The sequence below is a fragment of the Ruegeria sp. C10 genome, assembly GCF_056537805.1.
Genome location: NZ_JBQFSC010000002.1, coordinates 89368 through 105728, shown reverse-complemented (window position 1 = coordinate 105728; position 16361 = coordinate 89368). Strand labels below are relative to the sequence as shown.

Annotated in this window: 16 protein-coding genes; 6 read left to right on the top strand and 10 right to left on the bottom strand. The window is 56.4% G+C overall.

Annotated elements, in window-relative coordinates:
- Window positions 1-20: 20 nt before the first annotated feature.
- The 8 genes from dnaG to ACR0DE_RS08835 all read right to left on the bottom strand — a co-directional run bounded on the left by dnaG (window position 21) and on the right by ACR0DE_RS08835 (window position 9345).
- The gene (dnaG, locus tag ACR0DE_RS08870; RefSeq protein ID WP_480752707.1) at window positions 21-1970 is read right to left on the bottom strand and encodes a DNA primase; all 1950 of its coding nucleotides are present in this window, start codon (window positions 1968-1970) and stop codon (window positions 21-23) included.
- Between the two features lie 80 nt (window positions 1971-2050).
- On the bottom strand, window positions 2051-2347 hold the full coding sequence (locus ACR0DE_RS08865) for a hypothetical protein (protein WP_170396287.1): 297 nt from the start codon (window positions 2345-2347) through the stop codon (window positions 2051-2053).
- A 35-nt stretch (window positions 2348-2382) separates the two neighbouring features.
- Entirely contained in the window at window positions 2383-2928 is a 546-nt protein-coding gene (locus ACR0DE_RS08860) for a sarcosine oxidase subunit gamma family protein (RefSeq protein WP_170612465.1), read from the bottom strand.
- Window positions 2921-5854, bottom strand: a complete 2934-nt coding sequence (locus ACR0DE_RS08855; RefSeq protein WP_480752700.1) for a sarcosine oxidase subunit alpha family protein — start codon at window positions 5852-5854, stop codon at window positions 2921-2923. Before ACR0DE_RS08855 ends, ACR0DE_RS08860 begins: the two co-directional genes overlap by 8 nt.
- Window positions 5851-6114: a sarcosine oxidase subunit delta gene (locus tag ACR0DE_RS08850; RefSeq protein WP_170396281.1), complete on the bottom strand. Its 264-nt coding sequence runs from the start codon at window positions 6112-6114 to the stop codon at window positions 5851-5853. Before ACR0DE_RS08850 ends, ACR0DE_RS08855 begins: the two co-directional genes overlap by 4 nt.
- Before the next feature lie 55 nt (window positions 6115-6169).
- Complete coding sequence (locus tag ACR0DE_RS08845) at window positions 6170-7423, bottom strand: sarcosine oxidase subunit beta family protein (RefSeq protein ID WP_170396279.1); 1254 nt, start codon at window positions 7421-7423, stop codon at window positions 6170-6172.
- A 196-nt stretch (window positions 7424-7619) separates the two neighbouring features.
- Entirely contained in the window at window positions 7620-9050 is a 1431-nt protein-coding gene (locus ACR0DE_RS08840) for a Glu/Leu/Phe/Val family dehydrogenase (protein ID WP_480752694.1), read from the bottom strand.
- Window positions 9037-9345, bottom strand: coding sequence for a hypothetical protein (locus tag ACR0DE_RS08835; protein WP_170396276.1), 309 nt, complete (start codon window positions 9343-9345; stop codon window positions 9037-9039). The genes ACR0DE_RS08840 and ACR0DE_RS08835 overlap by 14 nt, the downstream gene beginning before the upstream one ends.
- A gap of 129 nt (window positions 9346-9474) precedes the next feature.
- Between ACR0DE_RS08835 and ACR0DE_RS08830 the strand changes: the two genes are divergently transcribed.
- From ACR0DE_RS08830 to ACR0DE_RS08820, 3 genes are read left to right on the top strand one after another with little or no spacing between them, the layout of a single operon-like run.
- Window positions 9475-11202, top strand: coding sequence for a pilus assembly protein TadG-related protein (locus ACR0DE_RS08830; RefSeq protein ID WP_255612046.1), 1728 nt, complete (start codon window positions 9475-9477; stop codon window positions 11200-11202).
- Window positions 11199-11816, top strand: a complete 618-nt coding sequence (locus tag ACR0DE_RS08825) for a TadE/TadG family type IV pilus assembly protein (protein ID WP_170396272.1) — start codon at window positions 11199-11201, stop codon at window positions 11814-11816. Before ACR0DE_RS08830 ends, ACR0DE_RS08825 begins: the two co-directional genes overlap by 4 nt.
- On the top strand, window positions 11803-12399 hold the full coding sequence (locus ACR0DE_RS08820) for a TadE/TadG family type IV pilus assembly protein (RefSeq protein WP_170422339.1): 597 nt from the start codon (window positions 11803-11805) through the stop codon (window positions 12397-12399). The genes ACR0DE_RS08825 and ACR0DE_RS08820 overlap by 14 nt, the downstream gene beginning before the upstream one ends.
- On the opposite strand, the gene ACR0DE_RS08815 is transcribed toward ACR0DE_RS08820, so the two are convergent.
- A complete protein-coding gene (locus tag ACR0DE_RS08815; protein ID WP_170565779.1) occupies window positions 12396-12866 on the bottom strand; it encodes a hypothetical protein in 471 nt (156 codons plus the stop codon). The genes ACR0DE_RS08820 and ACR0DE_RS08815 overlap by 4 nt on opposite strands.
- A gap of 159 nt (window positions 12867-13025) precedes the next feature.
- Between ACR0DE_RS08815 and ACR0DE_RS08810 the strand changes: the two genes are divergently transcribed.
- Entirely contained in the window at window positions 13026-13937 is a 912-nt protein-coding gene (locus ACR0DE_RS08810) for a pirin family protein (RefSeq protein WP_480752691.1), read from the top strand.
- A 7-nt stretch (window positions 13938-13944) separates the two neighbouring features.
- On the opposite strand, the gene ACR0DE_RS08805 is transcribed toward ACR0DE_RS08810, so the two are convergent.
- Window positions 13945-14532: a TetR/AcrR family transcriptional regulator gene (locus tag ACR0DE_RS08805; protein WP_170512799.1), complete on the bottom strand. Its 588-nt coding sequence runs from the start codon at window positions 14530-14532 to the stop codon at window positions 13945-13947.
- 100 nt (window positions 14533-14632) lie between these two features.
- Here ACR0DE_RS08805 and ACR0DE_RS08800 point away from each other — a divergent pair, with 100 nt between their 5' ends.
- Both ACR0DE_RS08800 and ACR0DE_RS08795 read left to right on the top strand, forming a co-directional pair.
- Window positions 14633-14881: a hypothetical protein gene (locus tag ACR0DE_RS08800; RefSeq protein WP_170396262.1), complete on the top strand. Its 249-nt coding sequence runs from the start codon at window positions 14633-14635 to the stop codon at window positions 14879-14881.
- Between the two features lie 128 nt (window positions 14882-15009).
- Window positions 15010-16296 (top strand): homoserine dehydrogenase, encoded by a 1287-nt coding sequence (locus tag ACR0DE_RS08795; protein WP_480752689.1) that lies wholly within the window; start codon window positions 15010-15012, stop codon window positions 16294-16296.
- Window positions 16297-16361 lie beyond the last annotated feature (65 nt).

The window sequence follows — 16361 nt, the reverse complement described above, 5'->3', positions numbered from 1 at the left end:
TGCCTTACGAAAACACCACTTCATCGGTGTTTCCGTTCGAATTTGATGCCAGACGTGATGGCCTCAAACGCGTCTTTCTCGTCGCGGTTGATTCGCGCACCATTGTCGGCGATGTCGAAAACGGCCCTGTCTTCGTTCTGGCTGCGGCTTGTACGGTTGCGCTCTTCGGCGGCTTGCGCCAGCCGATATGTCAGCGCCTCATCGGCCAGATCAGACAATTCCTCTGCCGCTTCGGCAATCTCAGCATCCAACCCCTGGAGCGCTTTGATCTTTGCGAGTTCCTCGGCCAGCGTCATCTCGGCCTTTTCAACGTCGCCCGGTTTGTACACACAGGGGATCACTGCGACATGGCGAAGGGCCAGAAGGTTTTCAAGGGGTTCCGGCCCCAAAGTTTGCATGATGTGGTCTTGCAGGTTATCGGGATCGTCAATCGCATGACGCAGGATTGCCCCCCGCAAGGCCGCATGATCAGGGTCGTGGCAATCCATTTCTTCCAGCTGAGCTTCGAATTGCACAGCAACCTGCGGATTCAGAATGGCAATGGCGAGAATCGCCGCTTCGCGCAGTTGAATATCCGCATCCTCAGCTGAGGCCAGAAACGACGCCCGCGCGCCGGGCGTGGCAGGCTGCGCCTGAGGTTGCCATTTTCCGCGCGGTTGCCACGGACGATTTTGCGATTGTCGCTGCGGGCGAAACAATTGCCAGCGCAGGTCCTTAATTTCCTGCCCGTAATGCGATCGGATCGAGGGGTCGCGGATCAGCTTGATCTTCTCTCGCAGGGATTTATCCAGCGCCGCTTTGCGTTCGGGGCTGTCAAAGACCTTGCCTTCCGTCTCGCGTTGCCAGAGCAGTTTGACCATCGGGATTGCAGCATCCAGCACACCCTGCACCGCCCCCGAACCTTCGGCGCGCAACAGATCGTCGGGATCCTTGCCTTCGGGCATCAGGGCAAAACGCAAGGATTTGCCCGCCTCCAGCAACGGCAATGCCAAGTCGACCGCCCGCATCGCCGCGCGCAGCCCTGCCGTATCGCCATCCAAAGCGATGATCGGCTCGTCAGAGATGCGCCAAAGTAGTTGCAACTGATGCTCGGTGATCGCCGTCCCCAATGGCGCAACCGACGCGCCAAACCCGGCCTCTGCCAAAGCGATCACGTCCATATAGCCCTCGGCCACAACCAAAGGCTGCCCCTTGCCTGCCGCCTGTCGTGCGGGGCCATGGTTGTAGAGGCTGCGGCCTTTGTCGAACAGATCGGTCTCGGGCGAGTTCAGGTATTTGGCGTTGTCATTGGGATCCATCGCCCGGCCACCAAACGCAATGCACCGCCCGCGCGGGTCGCGGATCGGGTACATGATGCGGTTGCGGAATGTGTCATAGGGTTTCTTACCCTTGTTCGACGGCTTGGCCAGCCCTGCTCCGAGGATCAATTCCTCAGCCACGTTCTTACCGGTCAGATGATCCCACAACGCCTGCCAGCCGTCCGGCGCGAACCCGATCTCCCACCGATTCACCGCCTGCGCATCCAGTCCTCGGCGCCCCAGATAGTCGCGCGCCGCCGCCCCTGCGCCGGTCTTGAGTTGCAGGCGGAAAAACTGCACCGCCTGCTCCATCACCTCGGCCAGTTGCGAGCGGCGGTCCTGTTTCTCCTGCGCCTTGGGATCGCGCGCGGGCATCGGCATCCCAGCCTCGCGCGCCAGAATTTCCACGGCTTCTATGAAAGAGACATTCTCGGTCTCTTTCACAAAACTGATCGCGTCCCCTTTGGCGTGGCAGCCAAAGCAGTAATAGAATCCCTTTTGGTCATCGACGTGGAACGAGGCGGTCTTTTCGTGATGAAATGGGCAAGGCGCCCACATATCCCCCTTGCCCTGATTGGATTTGCGCTGGTCCCACATGACCTTACGCCCAACAACCTGAGACAGGCTGAGGCGCGTGCGCAGTTCATCCAGAAATCCGGGGGGCAAAGACATGGGTCAAACCTGCCAGAAATGAAAACGCGCGCCAAGGGGATGGCGCGCGGTTGTCCACAGAGAAATGATCTGACTGTGGATTATTGTTGTAAACACAACTCCAGCCACGCAGCTCCGAGATCCTTCTTACGCACGTCGCGCATCTTTTGCTCATATACCCAAGGCGTGATCAGCGGAACAGCGGCATTGTAGTTCTCGGGCCAGGTAGGACCACTGTCGGCCACCGCCTGCGCCACATCGCGTTCCTTGACCCGGTCAAGTCGTGCTTTCTGTATCGCGGCAACAACGTCGGCCTGATACTTGCAGCTCTGTTCCTTGGTTTCCTGTGCAACCACTGGCGTGGCCAGCACGGCCGCAACGATGGCGATACGCAACATGGGGATCTCCGAAGATTCGTTTCTATCAGCGCAGCTTACCCGCGCGCGGCGATGCCTTCCATCGCCCTTTTCAAATCGTGAACCAGTGTCTCAGCCATAGATCGGAAGACCATGATCTGAAACGTGTTCTCCCCAACGCGCGTGATCGAAGCGGTCATGTGGAACAGCAGGGTCCGGGCGGAGTGGCCGCGCTTGAAGTTCGCCTTACGCAGATCAACAGGCACTACGCGCGCCAGTACGTCTTCGACATCAGCACCCTCTAACCGGACCACAGCCCAGGCATCTGATTGGTCCACAATGGCCGCATTCTCGGTCAGGGTCGCATCAGGAGACGGCCCGATCAGCATCGCATGCGCCGGGCCGAACCAGATCGCCCGCGCGCCAGCCTTACCCGTTGCGCGATTGGCCGATGGATAGGCCATCCCGAGCGCTGCTTTCAAAGCTTCGGATAGCGCCTTTTGCTTACCCTTGAAAGGTGAGATCGAATGGATCGCCCCTACATCCTCTTCGCTGAGCGTTACTGAGCCGATAGTCAAAGGCAGCAACCCGTCGCAGGGTGTTTTGGCGGTCAGATTATCCACGGACGCGCCCTCCTTCGGGGTCAAAGAAAACCGGGTTCACCACTTCACACAGGGTTGTCACGCCGCGCAGATGATCGACCATTTTCACGATTTCTCCATACCTCTCAGGCCCGTCCGCCAAGAAGCCCAAGCCCAACATCGTTTCCAGCGTCGGGGAATAACACACGGAGGTCAGATAGCCCTGATCATTGATGCGCACCGGCTCGGCCTCTTCCCGGTAAAGATGCGCACCCGCCAGCAATTCCTTGCTTTCGCCAATGGGTTTGAGCCCGACCAACCGCTCGCGCCCCGGCTCTTCAAGCCCTGGACGTTGCGACATAGTTTTGCCGATGCAATCCTTCTTTTGCGACACCATCCGACCCATGCCTATATCATAGGCAGTTGTCCGTCCGTGGATCTCGGAATGCGTAATAAAGCCCTTTTCGATGCGAAGAACGTTCAGTGCCTCCATCCCATAAAGACCACCGCCCAGTGTCTCAGCCCGCTCGGTCAAAACATCGAACAGGCTCGCGCCATAGCGCGCAGGCACGGCGATTTCATATGCATGCTCGCCCGAGAACGAGATCCGGAACAAACGCCCCTGCACACCCAGCACCGAGATCGATCCGCAAGCCATGAAGGGCCAGCTTTCTTCATCAAGAGGTGTGTCCAGCAGATCGTTCAACAATTCACGCGATTTTGGTCCGGCCACGGCAAACTGTGCCCACTGTTCAGTGACCGAGATGAACGAGACATCCAGATCAGGAAGCAGTCCCTGATGAACGAACTCCAGATGCTTCATTACGTCGCCAGCACCTGCCGTGGTGGTAGTCATCAGGTAATGCGTCTCTCCCAGCCGCGCGGTGGTGCCATCATCCATGACGAATCCATCCTCACGCAACATCAGGCCATATCGCGTTCGGCCAACTTTGAGGGTCGAGAACATGTTCGTATAAACGAAGTCCAGAAACGCCCCCGCATCCGGCCCCTGTATGTCAATCTTGCCAAGCGTCGAGACATCGCACACCCCGACGGCCTGACGCACCATGTTGACCTCACGGTCACAGGATTGCCGCCACGTGGTTTCTTCATCCTTTGGGAAATAGCTGGGCCGATACCACAGCCCGGCCTCAACCAACGGAGCTTTCCGCGCTACGGTCGCTTTGTGCGAAGTGATAAAGCGTTGCGGTTTGAAAGCCTTGCCTTCAGCCCCAGCGCCCAGCGCGGCAATGGCGATAGGAGAATACGGAGGGCGGAACGTCGTGGTTCCGGTTTCGGGTATCGCGCGCCCGGTGACGTCCGCCAGAATGGCCAACGCTGCCACGTTCGAATTCTTGCCCTGATCCGTCGCCATACCTTGCGTCGTATAGCGCTTCATGTGCTCGACTGACCGGAAGTTCTCAGTTGCGGCCTGTTTGACGTCTTTCACTGTAACATCGTTCTGGAAATCCAGCCACGCGCGCCCTTTGCCGGGAACGGCCCAAAGCTGCGTGATCTCGTATGGCGTATCCTCGGCCTGCGGTGGCACAATCTTCGAGGCCTTGTAGCCAAGATCGCCAAGCACGCCTTTGGCTGCCTCAATCCCTTCACGAAGGCAGGCTGTAGTTGAGAAAGATCCGTTGCACGCACCCGCTGTCACCATGCCCGGCACGGCCCCTGGCGTTGGCACAAAGGCTTCGATCTCACGCTTCCAGATCGGGCGGCTATTCATATGACACGTTAGATGAACCGAAGGATTCCAGCCCCCTGTCATGGCAAGGCAATCCGTGTGTATCCGTTCTTCTCCACTGGCGCGGCGCACTGTAATCGCCTCCAGCCCTTTACGGCCCGAACTGTTACAAACTTGCGCCCCGCGTAGAACCTCGTAGTCGTCAGACAAGGGCGCGTCATGGCGGCTATCGATCACAGCCGCCACATGGACACCAGCATCCAACAAATCACGCGCAGTGCGATGGATATCGTCAGTATTTCCGAAGATCGTCACATTGCGGCCCGGGCTGACACCCCATCGGTTTAGATACGCCCGCACCGCGCCAGCGGTCATGATCCCCGGGCGATCATTGTTGCGGAATGCGACCGGGCGCTCCAGCGCGCCTGCCGCCAGAACTGACCGCTTGGCCACGATCCGCCAATAGGTTTCCAACGGCGCCCCGTTGGGGCGGTGATCCGTATGGTGAAAAACGCGTTCCAACGCCGCAAAGGTACCTTGGTCATAGGCGCCTGCGATAGTGGTCCGGGTCATGATGCGGACATTGTCCATCGCGGCTAACTCGGCCAGCACTTCGTCAACCCAAACGGGACCCGGTTTTCCGTCGACCTCATAGGTCTCGGCCAGCAGACGCCCACCCACGCGACTGTTTTCGTCGGCCAGAATGACGTCCGCGCCGGCACGACCAGCGACCAGTGCGGCCATCAGCCCCGCAGGCCCTGCCCCGATAATCAGCAGATCGCAAAAGGCATAAGCGCTTTCGTACTTGTCGGCATTGTCTTCGCCCGATAGTGCACCCAATCCGGCGGCACGTCGAATGATCGGCTCGTATAGCTTTTCCCAGAAGCTTTTCGGCCACATGAAGGTTTTGTAGTAAAAACCCGCGCCCAAGAACGGGGAAGCCAGATCGTTGATCCCCATCAAATCGACACTCAGGCTGGGCCAGCGATTCTGGCTGCGCGCTTCAAGTCCCGGATAGATCTCTTGCATCGTGGCGCGAATATTTGGTTCTTGACCTGCGCCTGCCCCCACGGTCATCAGCGCATTCGGCTCTTCGCTGCCTGCGCTCAGCACACCCCTAGGCCGGTGGTACTTGAACGAACGCCCCATCAGTCGTACGCCATTCGCCAAAAGCGCTGAGGTCAGGGTGTCGCCCGCATAGCCGCTATAGCTGGCACCATCGAAAACAAACGGAATCGACTGCGTGCGATCGATAAGACCCTTTCCATCGATCCTCATGCCCGCTCCTCCGATGCCGGCTGCGCGTCGATCATCTCATGCGTGACCGTGTTTCGTGTGACCACGATCCATGCACCGCACCCGCCTTCGTGATACCAAAGCTCTCGTGTCGGCCCTGCCGGGTTTTCCCGTTGGTAGACAAAATCATCCCAAGCCGCCTCACCGGCATCCGGGGCCGGTCGGTCCAGATCCACTGCCGCCCCGCGATAATAGAATTCGCGCCGATCCCGCTCGCCGCAATATGGACAGGTGATCCTCATAGCCGCGCGCCCTTCTTGATCTTTTCAATAATACCCAAATCCAACATCGCGCCCCTCAATGCAGATTGTGCTGAGAGCCCTTGCCCTCTTCATCGATAATCCCGCGCCCGGTGCGGAAACGATCCAGTCGGAAGCCGGTGGCATTCTCGTGATACCGATCCGTCGCAATCAGATGCGCAAACACATTCCCCGAACCCGGAACCGCCTTGAAGCCACCATAGTTCCAGCCGCAATTGAGATAGAGCCCATCAATATCCGTTCGGTCTATGATCGGAGAGCCATCGGGCGACATATCCATGATCCCGCCCCAGGATCGCAGCACCCGCGCCTTGCCGATCATCGGCATCAGCGCCATCCCGGCCTCCATCACGCTTTCGACGGTAGGTAAATTACCTCGCGCCGCATAGGAGGCGTAAAAATCCAGATCACCGCCAAAGACCAGACCGCCCTTATCTGACTGGCTGATATAGAAATGCCCCATGCCAAACGTCACCACATGATCGATGCAGGGCTTCAGACCCTCGGTCACGAAGGCCTGCAAGACATGGCTTTCAATCGGCAGCCTCATTCCAGCCATCGCCGCCACCTGACCTGAACGCCCGGCAGCAACCATCGCCACCTTCTTGGCCCGGATCGGCCCACGCGAGGTCTGAACACCGCGCACCACGCCATTCTCGATATCAATACCAGTCACTTCGCAGTTCTGGATCAGATCCACGCCGCGCTGGTCCGCTCCGCGCGCATAGCCCCAGGCCACTGCATCGTGTCGCGCTGTACCTCCGCGCGGGTGGTAGAGACCGCCATACAGAGGGAACCTCAGGTCATCGAAATTCAGATAGGGCACCATCCGCCTCAATTCATCGCGATTGAGCAGGATAGCATCGTCACCCTGACTGATCATCATGTTGCCCCGGCGCGCAGCGGCATCACGCTGCCCGTCCGAATGGAACAGGTTGATGATCCCGCGTTGCGAGTGCATGACATTGTAGTTCAGATCCTGCTCAAGACCTTCCCACAGCTTCAATGAGTGCGAGTAGAACTCAGAATTGCCCTGCAAAAAGTAGTTCGCGCGCACAATGGTGGTGTTGCGCCCGACATTGCCCCCACCGATATAGCCCTTTTCCAGAACAGCGATATTGGTCAGACCATGTTCCTTGGCCAGATAATAGGCCGTGCTCAACCCATGACCTCCGCCGCCGATAATGACGATGTCATATTCGGATTTCGGTTCAGGCTCGCGCCAGTGCGGCGTCCAGCCTTTGTTGCCGGTCAGGCCCTCTTTCAGGACACGTAAGCCGGAGAAACGCATTCAGAACTCCCTACAGGTGTGTCGGCATCAAACCAACTTCACCCAGCAGTAACAACGCCGGAATCCGGTTCCACTCCTGTTTTCGACGAAAACTTGTCGCTGGGCGACCAATCCACACACTCTGACGACTTCGACCTAAATGAAAAATGGCCAACCCGATGGTTGGCCACTCAAGAATCTTCTGTTGTCTGTGCGCTCAGAGGCCCTTGGCGCGATAGCTTTTTGAGACGCGGTCGATCGCAACGATATAGGCCGCCGTGCGCAGATCGTCGACATCCGCGCGATCATGCCAGACTTCGCTCATCGACTGATAGGCAATGCGCATCGTGTCATCGAGACCAGAACGCACCAGCTCCAACTCGCCAGCGCCCTTTAGGTACTTGGCCTTGAAATCCGGAGACATCGACCAAGCGTCACCCAGATACCGATCCAACCGTTCCAGTTCGCTGACGATCAACTCATGCCGGGCTTCTTCCTGACGCCGTTGCATCCGGCCAAATCGGATGTGGCTGAGGTTCTTGACCCATTCGAAATAGGACACGGTCACACCACCAGCGTTTGCATACATGTCAGGGATGATCACCGTACCTTTCTTGCGCAGAATCTCATCCGCACCCGCCGTGACAGGTCCGTTGGCGGCCTCGATGATCAGCGGTGCTTTGATACGTTCGGCGTTGGACAGGTTTATTACCCCCTCCAGCGCCGCCGGGATCAGGATGTCACACTCGGCTTCAAGTACCGCGCCGCCCTCGGCGGAATGTGTGGCGTCGGGATAGTCCTTCACGCCGCCATGCTTGACGATCCACTGCCGCACGGCTTCTACGTCGATGCCATCGGGATTGTACAGTGCGCCATCCCATTCGATGATGCCGACCACACGCGACCCGTCTTCCTCGCTGAGGAACTTGGCTGCGTGATAGCCCACGTTACCCAATCCCTGCACGACGACGCGCTTTCCGTCCAGCGTGCCTGACAAGTTCGCCTTCTTGACGTCTTCCGGGTTTCGGAAGAATTCGCGCAACGCGTATTGGATGCCGCGCCCGGTTGCTTCGACCCTGCCCGCGATGCCCCCCGCGTTCAGCGGTTTACCTGTCACACAGGCTCGCGCGTTGATATCGGTCGTATTCATCCGCGCATATTGGTCAGCCATCCACGCCATTTCGCGCTCGCCGGTTCCCATATCGGGCGCAGGGACGTTCTGAGATGGGTTGATCAGATCGCGCTTTGCCAGCTCATAGGCAAAACGACGCGTGATCTGTTCCATCTCATGTTCTTCATACTGGCGAGGATCAATGCAAAGGCCCCCTTTCGAGCCACCAAAGGGCGCTTCGACCAGTGCACACTTGTAAGTCATGAGCGCAGCGAGCGCTTCGACCTCATCCTGGTTAACCGCCAAGGCATAGCGAATGCCACCCTTTACCGGCTCCATATGTTCCGAATGAACCGAACGATATCCGGTAAAGGTGTGGATCTGCCCCCGCAGACGAACCCCGAACCGAACGGTGTAGGTGGCATTACAAACCCGTATCTTCTCTTCTAGCCCGGGCGGCAAATCCATCAGAGACGCCGCTCTGTTGAACATCAAATCAACACTCTCACGAAAGCTGGGTTCTTTAATGCCGGTCATAAAATCCTCCGTGCCGGTAGACGAGATACGTCATGACTTTTTGTCGCACTGCTTGCCAAATACCGCAATCAGTAACTGCACGTATTTTCATCAGTTTGTGAACTTTACTTTTCAGCTCCATTGGTGAGTCGGGCGTTAACGAAAGCCGCGCGATTGTCCAAAGGCGCGAAACAAAACCACCAATAACACCGGGAATAAAGCTGAATCTCGTTAAAAACGAGCAGCATAGTGTCCACTGCGCCCAAATCTCGCCACGATCCGTGGGTAAATTATTAAAGTTGCGAAGTGCTGGCATCAGTGTGTCTGATCGACCGAGGAACCAATTATGCGCAAGTTTGATTTGAAGGCCCAATTCAACCGTCTCTGCCGCGAAAACAGTTGTTCGCGGCACTTGCGGCACTTTGTTTCTTCGACAGAAGGCACGATGACGATCCTTGCCCTTTTCCTGATCGTGATAGTCTTCACCGTGGCCGGGTTCGCGGTCGACGTCATGCGGTATGATCGCGAAAGGGTAAGGCTACAATACGCACTGGACCGCGCGGTCCTTGCCGCAGCTGACCTGGACCAAGAGCTTTGCCCACGGGTCGTGGTGAATGATTACATTCGCAAAGAAGGTTTCGATACGAATATCATCAAAAATATCAAGGTCGAGCCCGAGACATGCACGACAAACGACGACGGAACCGTGACTCAGGTTGCAGAACTTGAAGGAAAGCGGAAAGTCGAAGCCAGCGCCGACATGAGCATTGAGACACACTTCATGAAATGGAGTGGCGTCGATTACATTGATACAACCGCCACCAGCATCGCCGAAGAATCGATTGGTAACGTCGAAATTTCATTGGTTCTGGACGTCTCGGGTTCGATGCGCGGGACAAAGCTGACCAACCTCAAAAGTGCCGCTGAGGACTTTATCGATGAGATGATCCTGAAATCTGAAGATGGTAGATTGTCGATCTCAATCGTGCCCTACTCGGAACAGGTGTCGGTGCCTGACTACCTTATGAATGCTTTGAACACGATCGGGGCTAACGAAAGGGCCAATTGCATCGATTTCCAGGCTTCGGACTACACAACGACCGATTTCAACTATTACGACATCGTGGACGACGAAGGAAACATCATCACAAAAGGGGATTATGTCCCGCAAACTCTTCATTTCAAGGATAATGGCTCCAGCGACAAAAGGTTCAGCGACACGTTGGTAACCAGCAATACGTGCCGTCTTGAAACCACCACAGATCGGCGAGAGATGACGGTAATCCAGAATGATCCTGACATTCTGAAAGGTCAGATCCAGAATCTTGTGGCAAGCGGCTGGACTTCGATCGATGTGGGCCTCAAGTGGGGTCTAACTTTGCTTGACGATAGTATCCAACCGCTGATCGCTCAGATTGCAGACAGTTCAGAAATTCCGGACTCGTTCGCAATTCGGCCAGCCCCTAACAAGACCACGGACACCCTCAAGGTTCTGGTGCTGATGACGGATGGCGAAAACACTTATCAGCACAAAGTGAATCCGCCTTATAATGACGGCCCCTCGGACATCTATTGGAATGAAGATGCCGAAACGTATTCTATCTACGATGAAGAGTATGACCGCTGGGCTTGGCCTAATGTCGCCACAACTGTGCGGGACAGTTCGTACAGGCGCTGGACCCGCGACAAATACCAAGATCATGCCCATGGCAATGGGACTTATATGCGCTACCGCTGTACGGATTACTACAACGGCACCTGCTATTCGATGGATCGATCGCAAACACGCGAAGACTCCGAAGGGCTTTCAACAGATTCCGATCCGGTAGAACTGGAATGGCCTGATGTCTGGGCGCATACTGAAAAATACGCAATTCGGAATATGTTGCGTCACGCTTATGGCTGGGATCGCGGCGAAGAATTTGCAGCTGACTCTACGACCGAAATTGGTCCTTCGACCAAAAATCCAAATGTTGTAGATCTCTGCGAAGAAGCTGAAGAAGATAATGTCATCATCTTCTCGATCGCTTTTGAGGCACCCTACGGTGTTAAGCAGATGCTGAAAGACTGCGCGATCAAACCTGCCCGTTACTATGAAGCGACCGGCAATCAGATTGAACGCGTCTTCGATTCAATCAGCACCTCCATTCAAAACCTGAGGCTGACCCAATGACAAAGACACTGCGGAATCGGCTTCGGAGATTTCGAAAGAATGAGGATGGAAACTCGTCTATCGAGTTTATCTTCTGGTTTCCATTCTTCCTGTATGTCGCTTATTCAGGCATGGATCTGGGATTGCAGTCCTTCCACCATGCCGATCTTGAACGATCTCTGGATATGACAATTCGGGAAGTCCGGCTTAATCGCCTTCCTGAAGGGGAAGATGAATGGGATCACGCGCTGCTGAAGAAAATGATCTGTGACGAAGCGCTGATAACCAATTGCTCGGAAAACCTTGCGCTCGAGATGAAGTCTATTGATCCGCGGGTCGGCAATCAGTTGGATCCAACCCCCTATTGCGTCGACACTCCGGAGACAATTCGTAAGCCGGACGAAGTTGTTTTTGAACAAGGGACTTCAAATGAGCTTATGATTATCCGCGCCTGTCTTGAGGTTTCGCCTGTTTTTGGGCTTTCGATGCTGAGCGGTATTGCGAAGCAGGACAACGACGGCCAATGGGAATTGCAGGCGACGACCGTATTTGTTCATGAACCATTTGGTGGTTCATCAGCTGATCCTGACGATTCATCTGACACAACAGTGGATGTGGCCGATGCCTCGAACTAACAAAGAAAATCGCAACCTTCCCAAGGCACTGCTGAACCGCTTTCTCAAACGAGAAGACGGCGCCTTATCGGTCGAGGCAATGCTGATATTGCCGCTGCTGTTCTGGTCAATGTTTGCGTCATACACCTATTATGACAGCTATCGCCAAAGCGCGATCAACATCAAAGGAGCCTACGCAGTTGCGGATGTACTCTCACGCGAAGCTGAAGATGTTAACGCCGCGTATATCAACACTATGTACGACCTTCTGGAAAACATGGTTGATACCAGAGCACCGGTCTCGATGCGTGTGACCTATCTGACCTATGATGGTGATAACGATCTCCACGATGTTCTATGGTCCTGCGTGCGGGGCACTGGATATCAGAAATGGACCGACGCAGAGATCGTGAAAATCAAACAACGGCTTCCGGTAATGCCTGATAACGGCTCAATGATCCTGGTCGAAACCAACAATACATATAAAGCGCCATTCCAGATGGCATTCAAATTTGCTGACTTTGAAATGGATAATCTGGTCTTCACACACCCGCGTGTTTTCGACCAGATCGTCAATACCGACCCTGCTTGCTTGGGTGTCTAACTCTTTTCAGCAAGCATCGCCGACAGCATTTCCGACATGTATTTGGTCTCGGCGGCGGCTGTCATGCCGCCTATGCCAATCCTTCGTCCGACACGCCACCAAAGACCGGGCGCCCACTGGTTTGAGCTTCGTGCATGAGTGATTACCAAGAAGCCATTTGATGGCTTAAATGCGAACACGCCCCGGTCTACGCCTTCGACATCCTCGATATTGCAGATCACCTGCCCTGAGCCTGTGCGCAATTGGGATTGGGTCAGCTCGATCCTGTCTTCGGTCGCGTACCACATGCGACGGGCTAACCAGAACGCAGCTGCCCCGGAAACCAGTAAGAAGACCTGCCAGCCTAACTCAGGCGGCGATGCCAACGCGACGTAAATGACCAACGCCCCGACCGTGACCAGCATCCCTACCCCAGTCCAGCGCCGCGGTGCCGAGGCCGCGACCGTGGCCAGCACTTCTTCTTGCATGTTGTTCTCCTGATTGTCCGCCCGCTTTAACCGCTTTGATAAGCAAAGGACAGCACCGCGTCACCTGTCTGAGCATCTTCGCACAGCTTCAGTGTTCCTGCGCAAATTGACTGCCTCAGGCCGACGCATAAGTTCCGGTCAAAGGATCAGGAGGCTTTTATGTCACTCAGACCAACTTTGGAATTCCGCAAGGCGGTCCCGACAATGGAAGGCGCGGGCGTCAAATTGCACCGGGCGTTTGGGTTTCAGGACCCGTCGGAACTGGACCCGTTCCTGCTGTTTGATGATTTCCGGAATGACAACCCTTTGGACTATATGGCCGGTTTTCCGTGGCATCCGCATCGGGGCATCGAAACGATCACTTATGTCCTGTCCGGTACAGTCGAACACAGCGACTCGCTGGGCAATAGCGGCACGCTGGGTGCCGGAGATGTCCAGTGGATGACCGCCGGGTCAGGTATCCTGCATCAGGAAATGCCCAAGGGGTCGGCCAGCGGTCAGATGCATGGGTTCCAGCTGTGGGGCAATCTGCCATCAGATCAGAAAATGGCCACCCCGCGCTATCAGGACGTTCAAAGCACTGATATTCCAGAAATCATCGATGATGATGGGACAAAGGTCCGTGTGATTGTCGGTACATTCTGGGGACGTACGGGCCCAGTGGACGGTATCGCTGCCGATCCGCAATACCTGGATATCAGCATACCGGCAGGGGTGAAAAAAACCATTCCGATCGACACATACCGCCGGGCCTTCGCCTATATCTTTGAAGGCAGCGCTGCCTTTGCGGATGCGTCTCGGCCAACCGGTGTTCTTTTGGAAAAAGAAGTTGCCGGGCAAGAGGTCAACATCCGCGACATGTCAGGAGACAGGACGTTGGTTCGGTTCGGGACCGGAGACGAAATCACGGTTCAGGCCGGGCCCGAGGGTGTACGGTTTCTTTTGATTTCGGGCGCTCCGATCGATGAACCCGTGGCGTGGCATGGCCCGATCGTGATGAATACGCAGGCAGAATTACAGCAAGCGTTTCGGGAGTTGCGGAACGGAACGTTCATCCGCCCGGCCCACTAAGGGCTGGTCAGGCGGTAACCGCTTTGCGGACCATGTCCCAGTACACCTGCTCGACCTCATCCAGCGACAGGCGGCCACCGCTGCGATACCAAGTGATCACACCATTCAGCATGGCAATCACCGCTAATGTGGCGATCTTGGTATCGGAGACCGAAAATTGACCCGATTGCTGCCCGTTACGCAGAATATGCTCTAACGAGTCCTCGTAACGGCGGCGCAGGGCCTCGATTTCGGCAAAATTTTCGGGGTTCAGATTGCGCAGCTCCATGTAAGCGATGAACACCTCGTCGGGACGCTGCAGGTGAAAACGGATGTGGAACCCGACAAACTGACGCAACGCATCTTGTGGATTATCAAACCGGTCGAGATCGTCATAGGCGGCCATCAGATCCTGCATGTGATCGCGCATCAGCCGAAACAGCAGGCTCTGCTTGTCGGGCGTGTAATTATAGAGTGCCCCAGCCTGCACCCCCACCTCGCCTGCGATCTGCCGCATTGAAACCGCAGCATAGCCATGACGGGCAAACAGCCCCAGTGCGGCCTCGCGAATACGGGGGCCGGTGATATCGGAATGAGAACCTTGTGTACGCGCCATGCTTCGATCGTATCTGAACAGACGTTCAGATAGAACCCCGCTTGAACCATTCCGACAAAACGTGCATCACGGGATACACGCTGCGACCCGAAGGACTGCGATGAAGCTTTTGCTGCCCATTCTCTTTGTGCTGGCCACCGCCGGCTGCGCAAATATCCCTGAGTTGGAAGGCAGCGAAACCGCCGCATTGCGCAAGGCACCCTACCCCAAGCTTATTGCTTTAGATCCCGCCCTCGGCCCTCCGACCGATCCAATCAGCGAAGCGGAAGAGGTAGAAGAAGACCTGACAGCACGCAGTGAAGCGTTGGCGGAAAAGGCCGAAGCGCTGCAGAATGCCGAGATTAACTAGGATTTCGGCCACGCCACTAGCTCCAAAAGATTAGACGGATTGCACCCCTGCCTCGAACCCGCTAAGGCAGCCCGCAAAGGACACTTCGCCATCGCGGGCGGTATTGCGAGCAGAAAGGACCCAAGGGAATGACACAGGCGCTGAGGCTTGGAATTGCCGGATTGGGAACCGTTGGCGTGGGTGTGGTCAAAATTGTGCGTCGTCATGCCGATTTGTTGCACGCCCGCACCGGGCGTCGCATCGAGATCACCGCAGTTTCGGCCCGTGATGCCAGCAAGGACCGTGGCGTAAACCTCTCGGATTATGCATGGGAAACCGATCCCGTTGCATTGGCCAAACGCGAAGACATCGATGTTTTTGTCGAACTGATGGGCGGCGAGAACGGCGCCGCGAAAGCTTCGGTCGAGGCGGCGCTGAACAGTGGCAAGGATGTCGTCACCGCAAACAAGGCACTGCTGGCGATTCATGGGCAGGAACTGGCGGAATTGGCCGAAGCCGCAGGGCGTGTAATTCGCTTCGAAGCGGCTGTCGCGGGTGGTATTCCGGTAATCAAATCTCTGACCGAAGGACTGGCGGGTAACGAGATCACGCGTGTCATGGGCGTCATGAACGGTACCTGCAACTATATTCTGACCCGGATGCAATCGCAGGAGTTGGGCTATAACGCCCTGTTCGAGGAATGCGCGCAGCTTGGCTATCTCGAAGCCGATCCGAATCTGGATGTTGGCGGCATCGACGCGGCGCACAAACTCGCGCTGCTGTCTTCGATTGCCTTTGGCACCAAGCCGAATTTCGACGGGATTGAGATCGAGGGCATTCAGCATATTAGCCTCGATGACATCCATCAGGCCCACGACATGGGGTATCGCATCAAGCTGTTGGGTGTAGCACAGCGAACGGCGCGCGGACTGGAACAGCGGATGCAACCCTGTCTAGTGCCAAGTAATTCTCCGCTAGGTCAGTTGGAAGGCGGAACAAACATGGTTGTGCTGGATGGGGACGCAGTTGAACAAATCGTTCTGCGCGGCCCCGGTGCCGGTGAAGGTCCCACTGCCAGCGCGGTGATGGGCGACGTTTGCGATCTGGCGCGAGGCTTGCATATACCGACATTTGGCCGCCCCGCGACGACCCTGCAAGACGCAGCCTCCGCCGTTACTGGCTTACCTGCACCCTACTATCTGCGGCTCGGTCTTCTGGACAAGCCCGGCGCTCTGGCAAAGGTCGCGGCGATTCTGGGCGATGCTGGCGTCTCGATCGACCGGATGCGGCAGTATGGGCACACAGAAAGCACAGCGCCCGTGCTGATCGTGACCCACAAAACCACGCGGGCAACGCTGGACCATGCACTGGATGGCCTGCGCGCCACCGATGTGGTGGCCGGAGAACCCGTCGCCCTGCGTATCGAACAAGTCTGACCCCTTGCGGCCTATGCTGCGCGCAGGCTATGCCGGATAAAACGCCTTAGCTGACCAAAGGATAT

Excerpts from the sequence above, each read along its gene's own strand:
- ACR0DE_RS08850 (WP_170396281.1), bottom strand. The coding sequence starts at position 6,114 with ATGAGGATCACCTGTCCATATTGCGGCGAGCGGGATCGGCGCGAATTC.
- ACR0DE_RS08825 (WP_170396272.1), top strand. The coding sequence starts at position 11,199 with ATGACAAAGACACTGCGGAATCGGCTTCGGAGATTTCGAAAGAATGAG.
- ACR0DE_RS08845 (WP_170396279.1), bottom strand. The coding sequence starts at position 7,423 with ATGCGTTTCTCCGGCTTACGTGTCCTGAAAGAGGGCCTGACCGGCAAC.
- ACR0DE_RS08800 (WP_170396262.1), top strand. The coding sequence starts at position 14,633 with ATGAAGCTTTTGCTGCCCATTCTCTTTGTGCTGGCCACCGCCGGCTGC.
- ACR0DE_RS08865 (WP_170396287.1), bottom strand. The coding sequence starts at position 2,347 with ATGTTGCGTATCGCCATCGTTGCGGCCGTGCTGGCCACGCCAGTGGTT.
- ACR0DE_RS08855 (WP_480752700.1), bottom strand. The coding sequence starts at position 5,854 with ATGAGGATCGATGGAAAGGGTCTTATCGATCGCACGCAGTCGATTCCG.
- ACR0DE_RS08815 (WP_170565779.1), bottom strand. The coding sequence starts at position 12,866 with ATGCAAGAAGAAGTGCTGGCCACGGTCGCGGCCTCGGCACCGCGGCGC.
- ACR0DE_RS08805 (WP_170512799.1), bottom strand. The coding sequence starts at position 14,532 with ATGGCGCGTACACAAGGTTCTCATTCCGATATCACCGGCCCCCGTATT.
- ACR0DE_RS08820 (WP_170422339.1), top strand. The coding sequence starts at position 11,803 with ATGCCTCGAACTAACAAAGAAAATCGCAACCTTCCCAAGGCACTGCTG.
- ACR0DE_RS08830 (WP_255612046.1), top strand. The coding sequence starts at position 9,475 with ATGACGATCCTTGCCCTTTTCCTGATCGTGATAGTCTTCACCGTGGCC.
- ACR0DE_RS08835 (WP_170396276.1), bottom strand. The coding sequence starts at position 9,345 with ATGCCAGCACTTCGCAACTTTAATAATTTACCCACGGATCGTGGCGAG.
- ACR0DE_RS08795 (WP_480752689.1), top strand. The coding sequence starts at position 15,010 with ATGACACAGGCGCTGAGGCTTGGAATTGCCGGATTGGGAACCGTTGGC.
- ACR0DE_RS08810 (WP_480752691.1), top strand. The coding sequence starts at position 13,026 with ATGTCACTCAGACCAACTTTGGAATTCCGCAAGGCGGTCCCGACAATG.
- ACR0DE_RS08840 (WP_480752694.1), bottom strand. The coding sequence starts at position 9,050 with ATGACCGGCATTAAAGAACCCAGCTTTCGTGAGAGTGTTGATTTGATG.
- dnaG (WP_480752707.1), bottom strand. The coding sequence starts at position 1,970 with ATGTCTTTGCCCCCCGGATTTCTGGATGAACTGCGCACGCGCCTCAGC.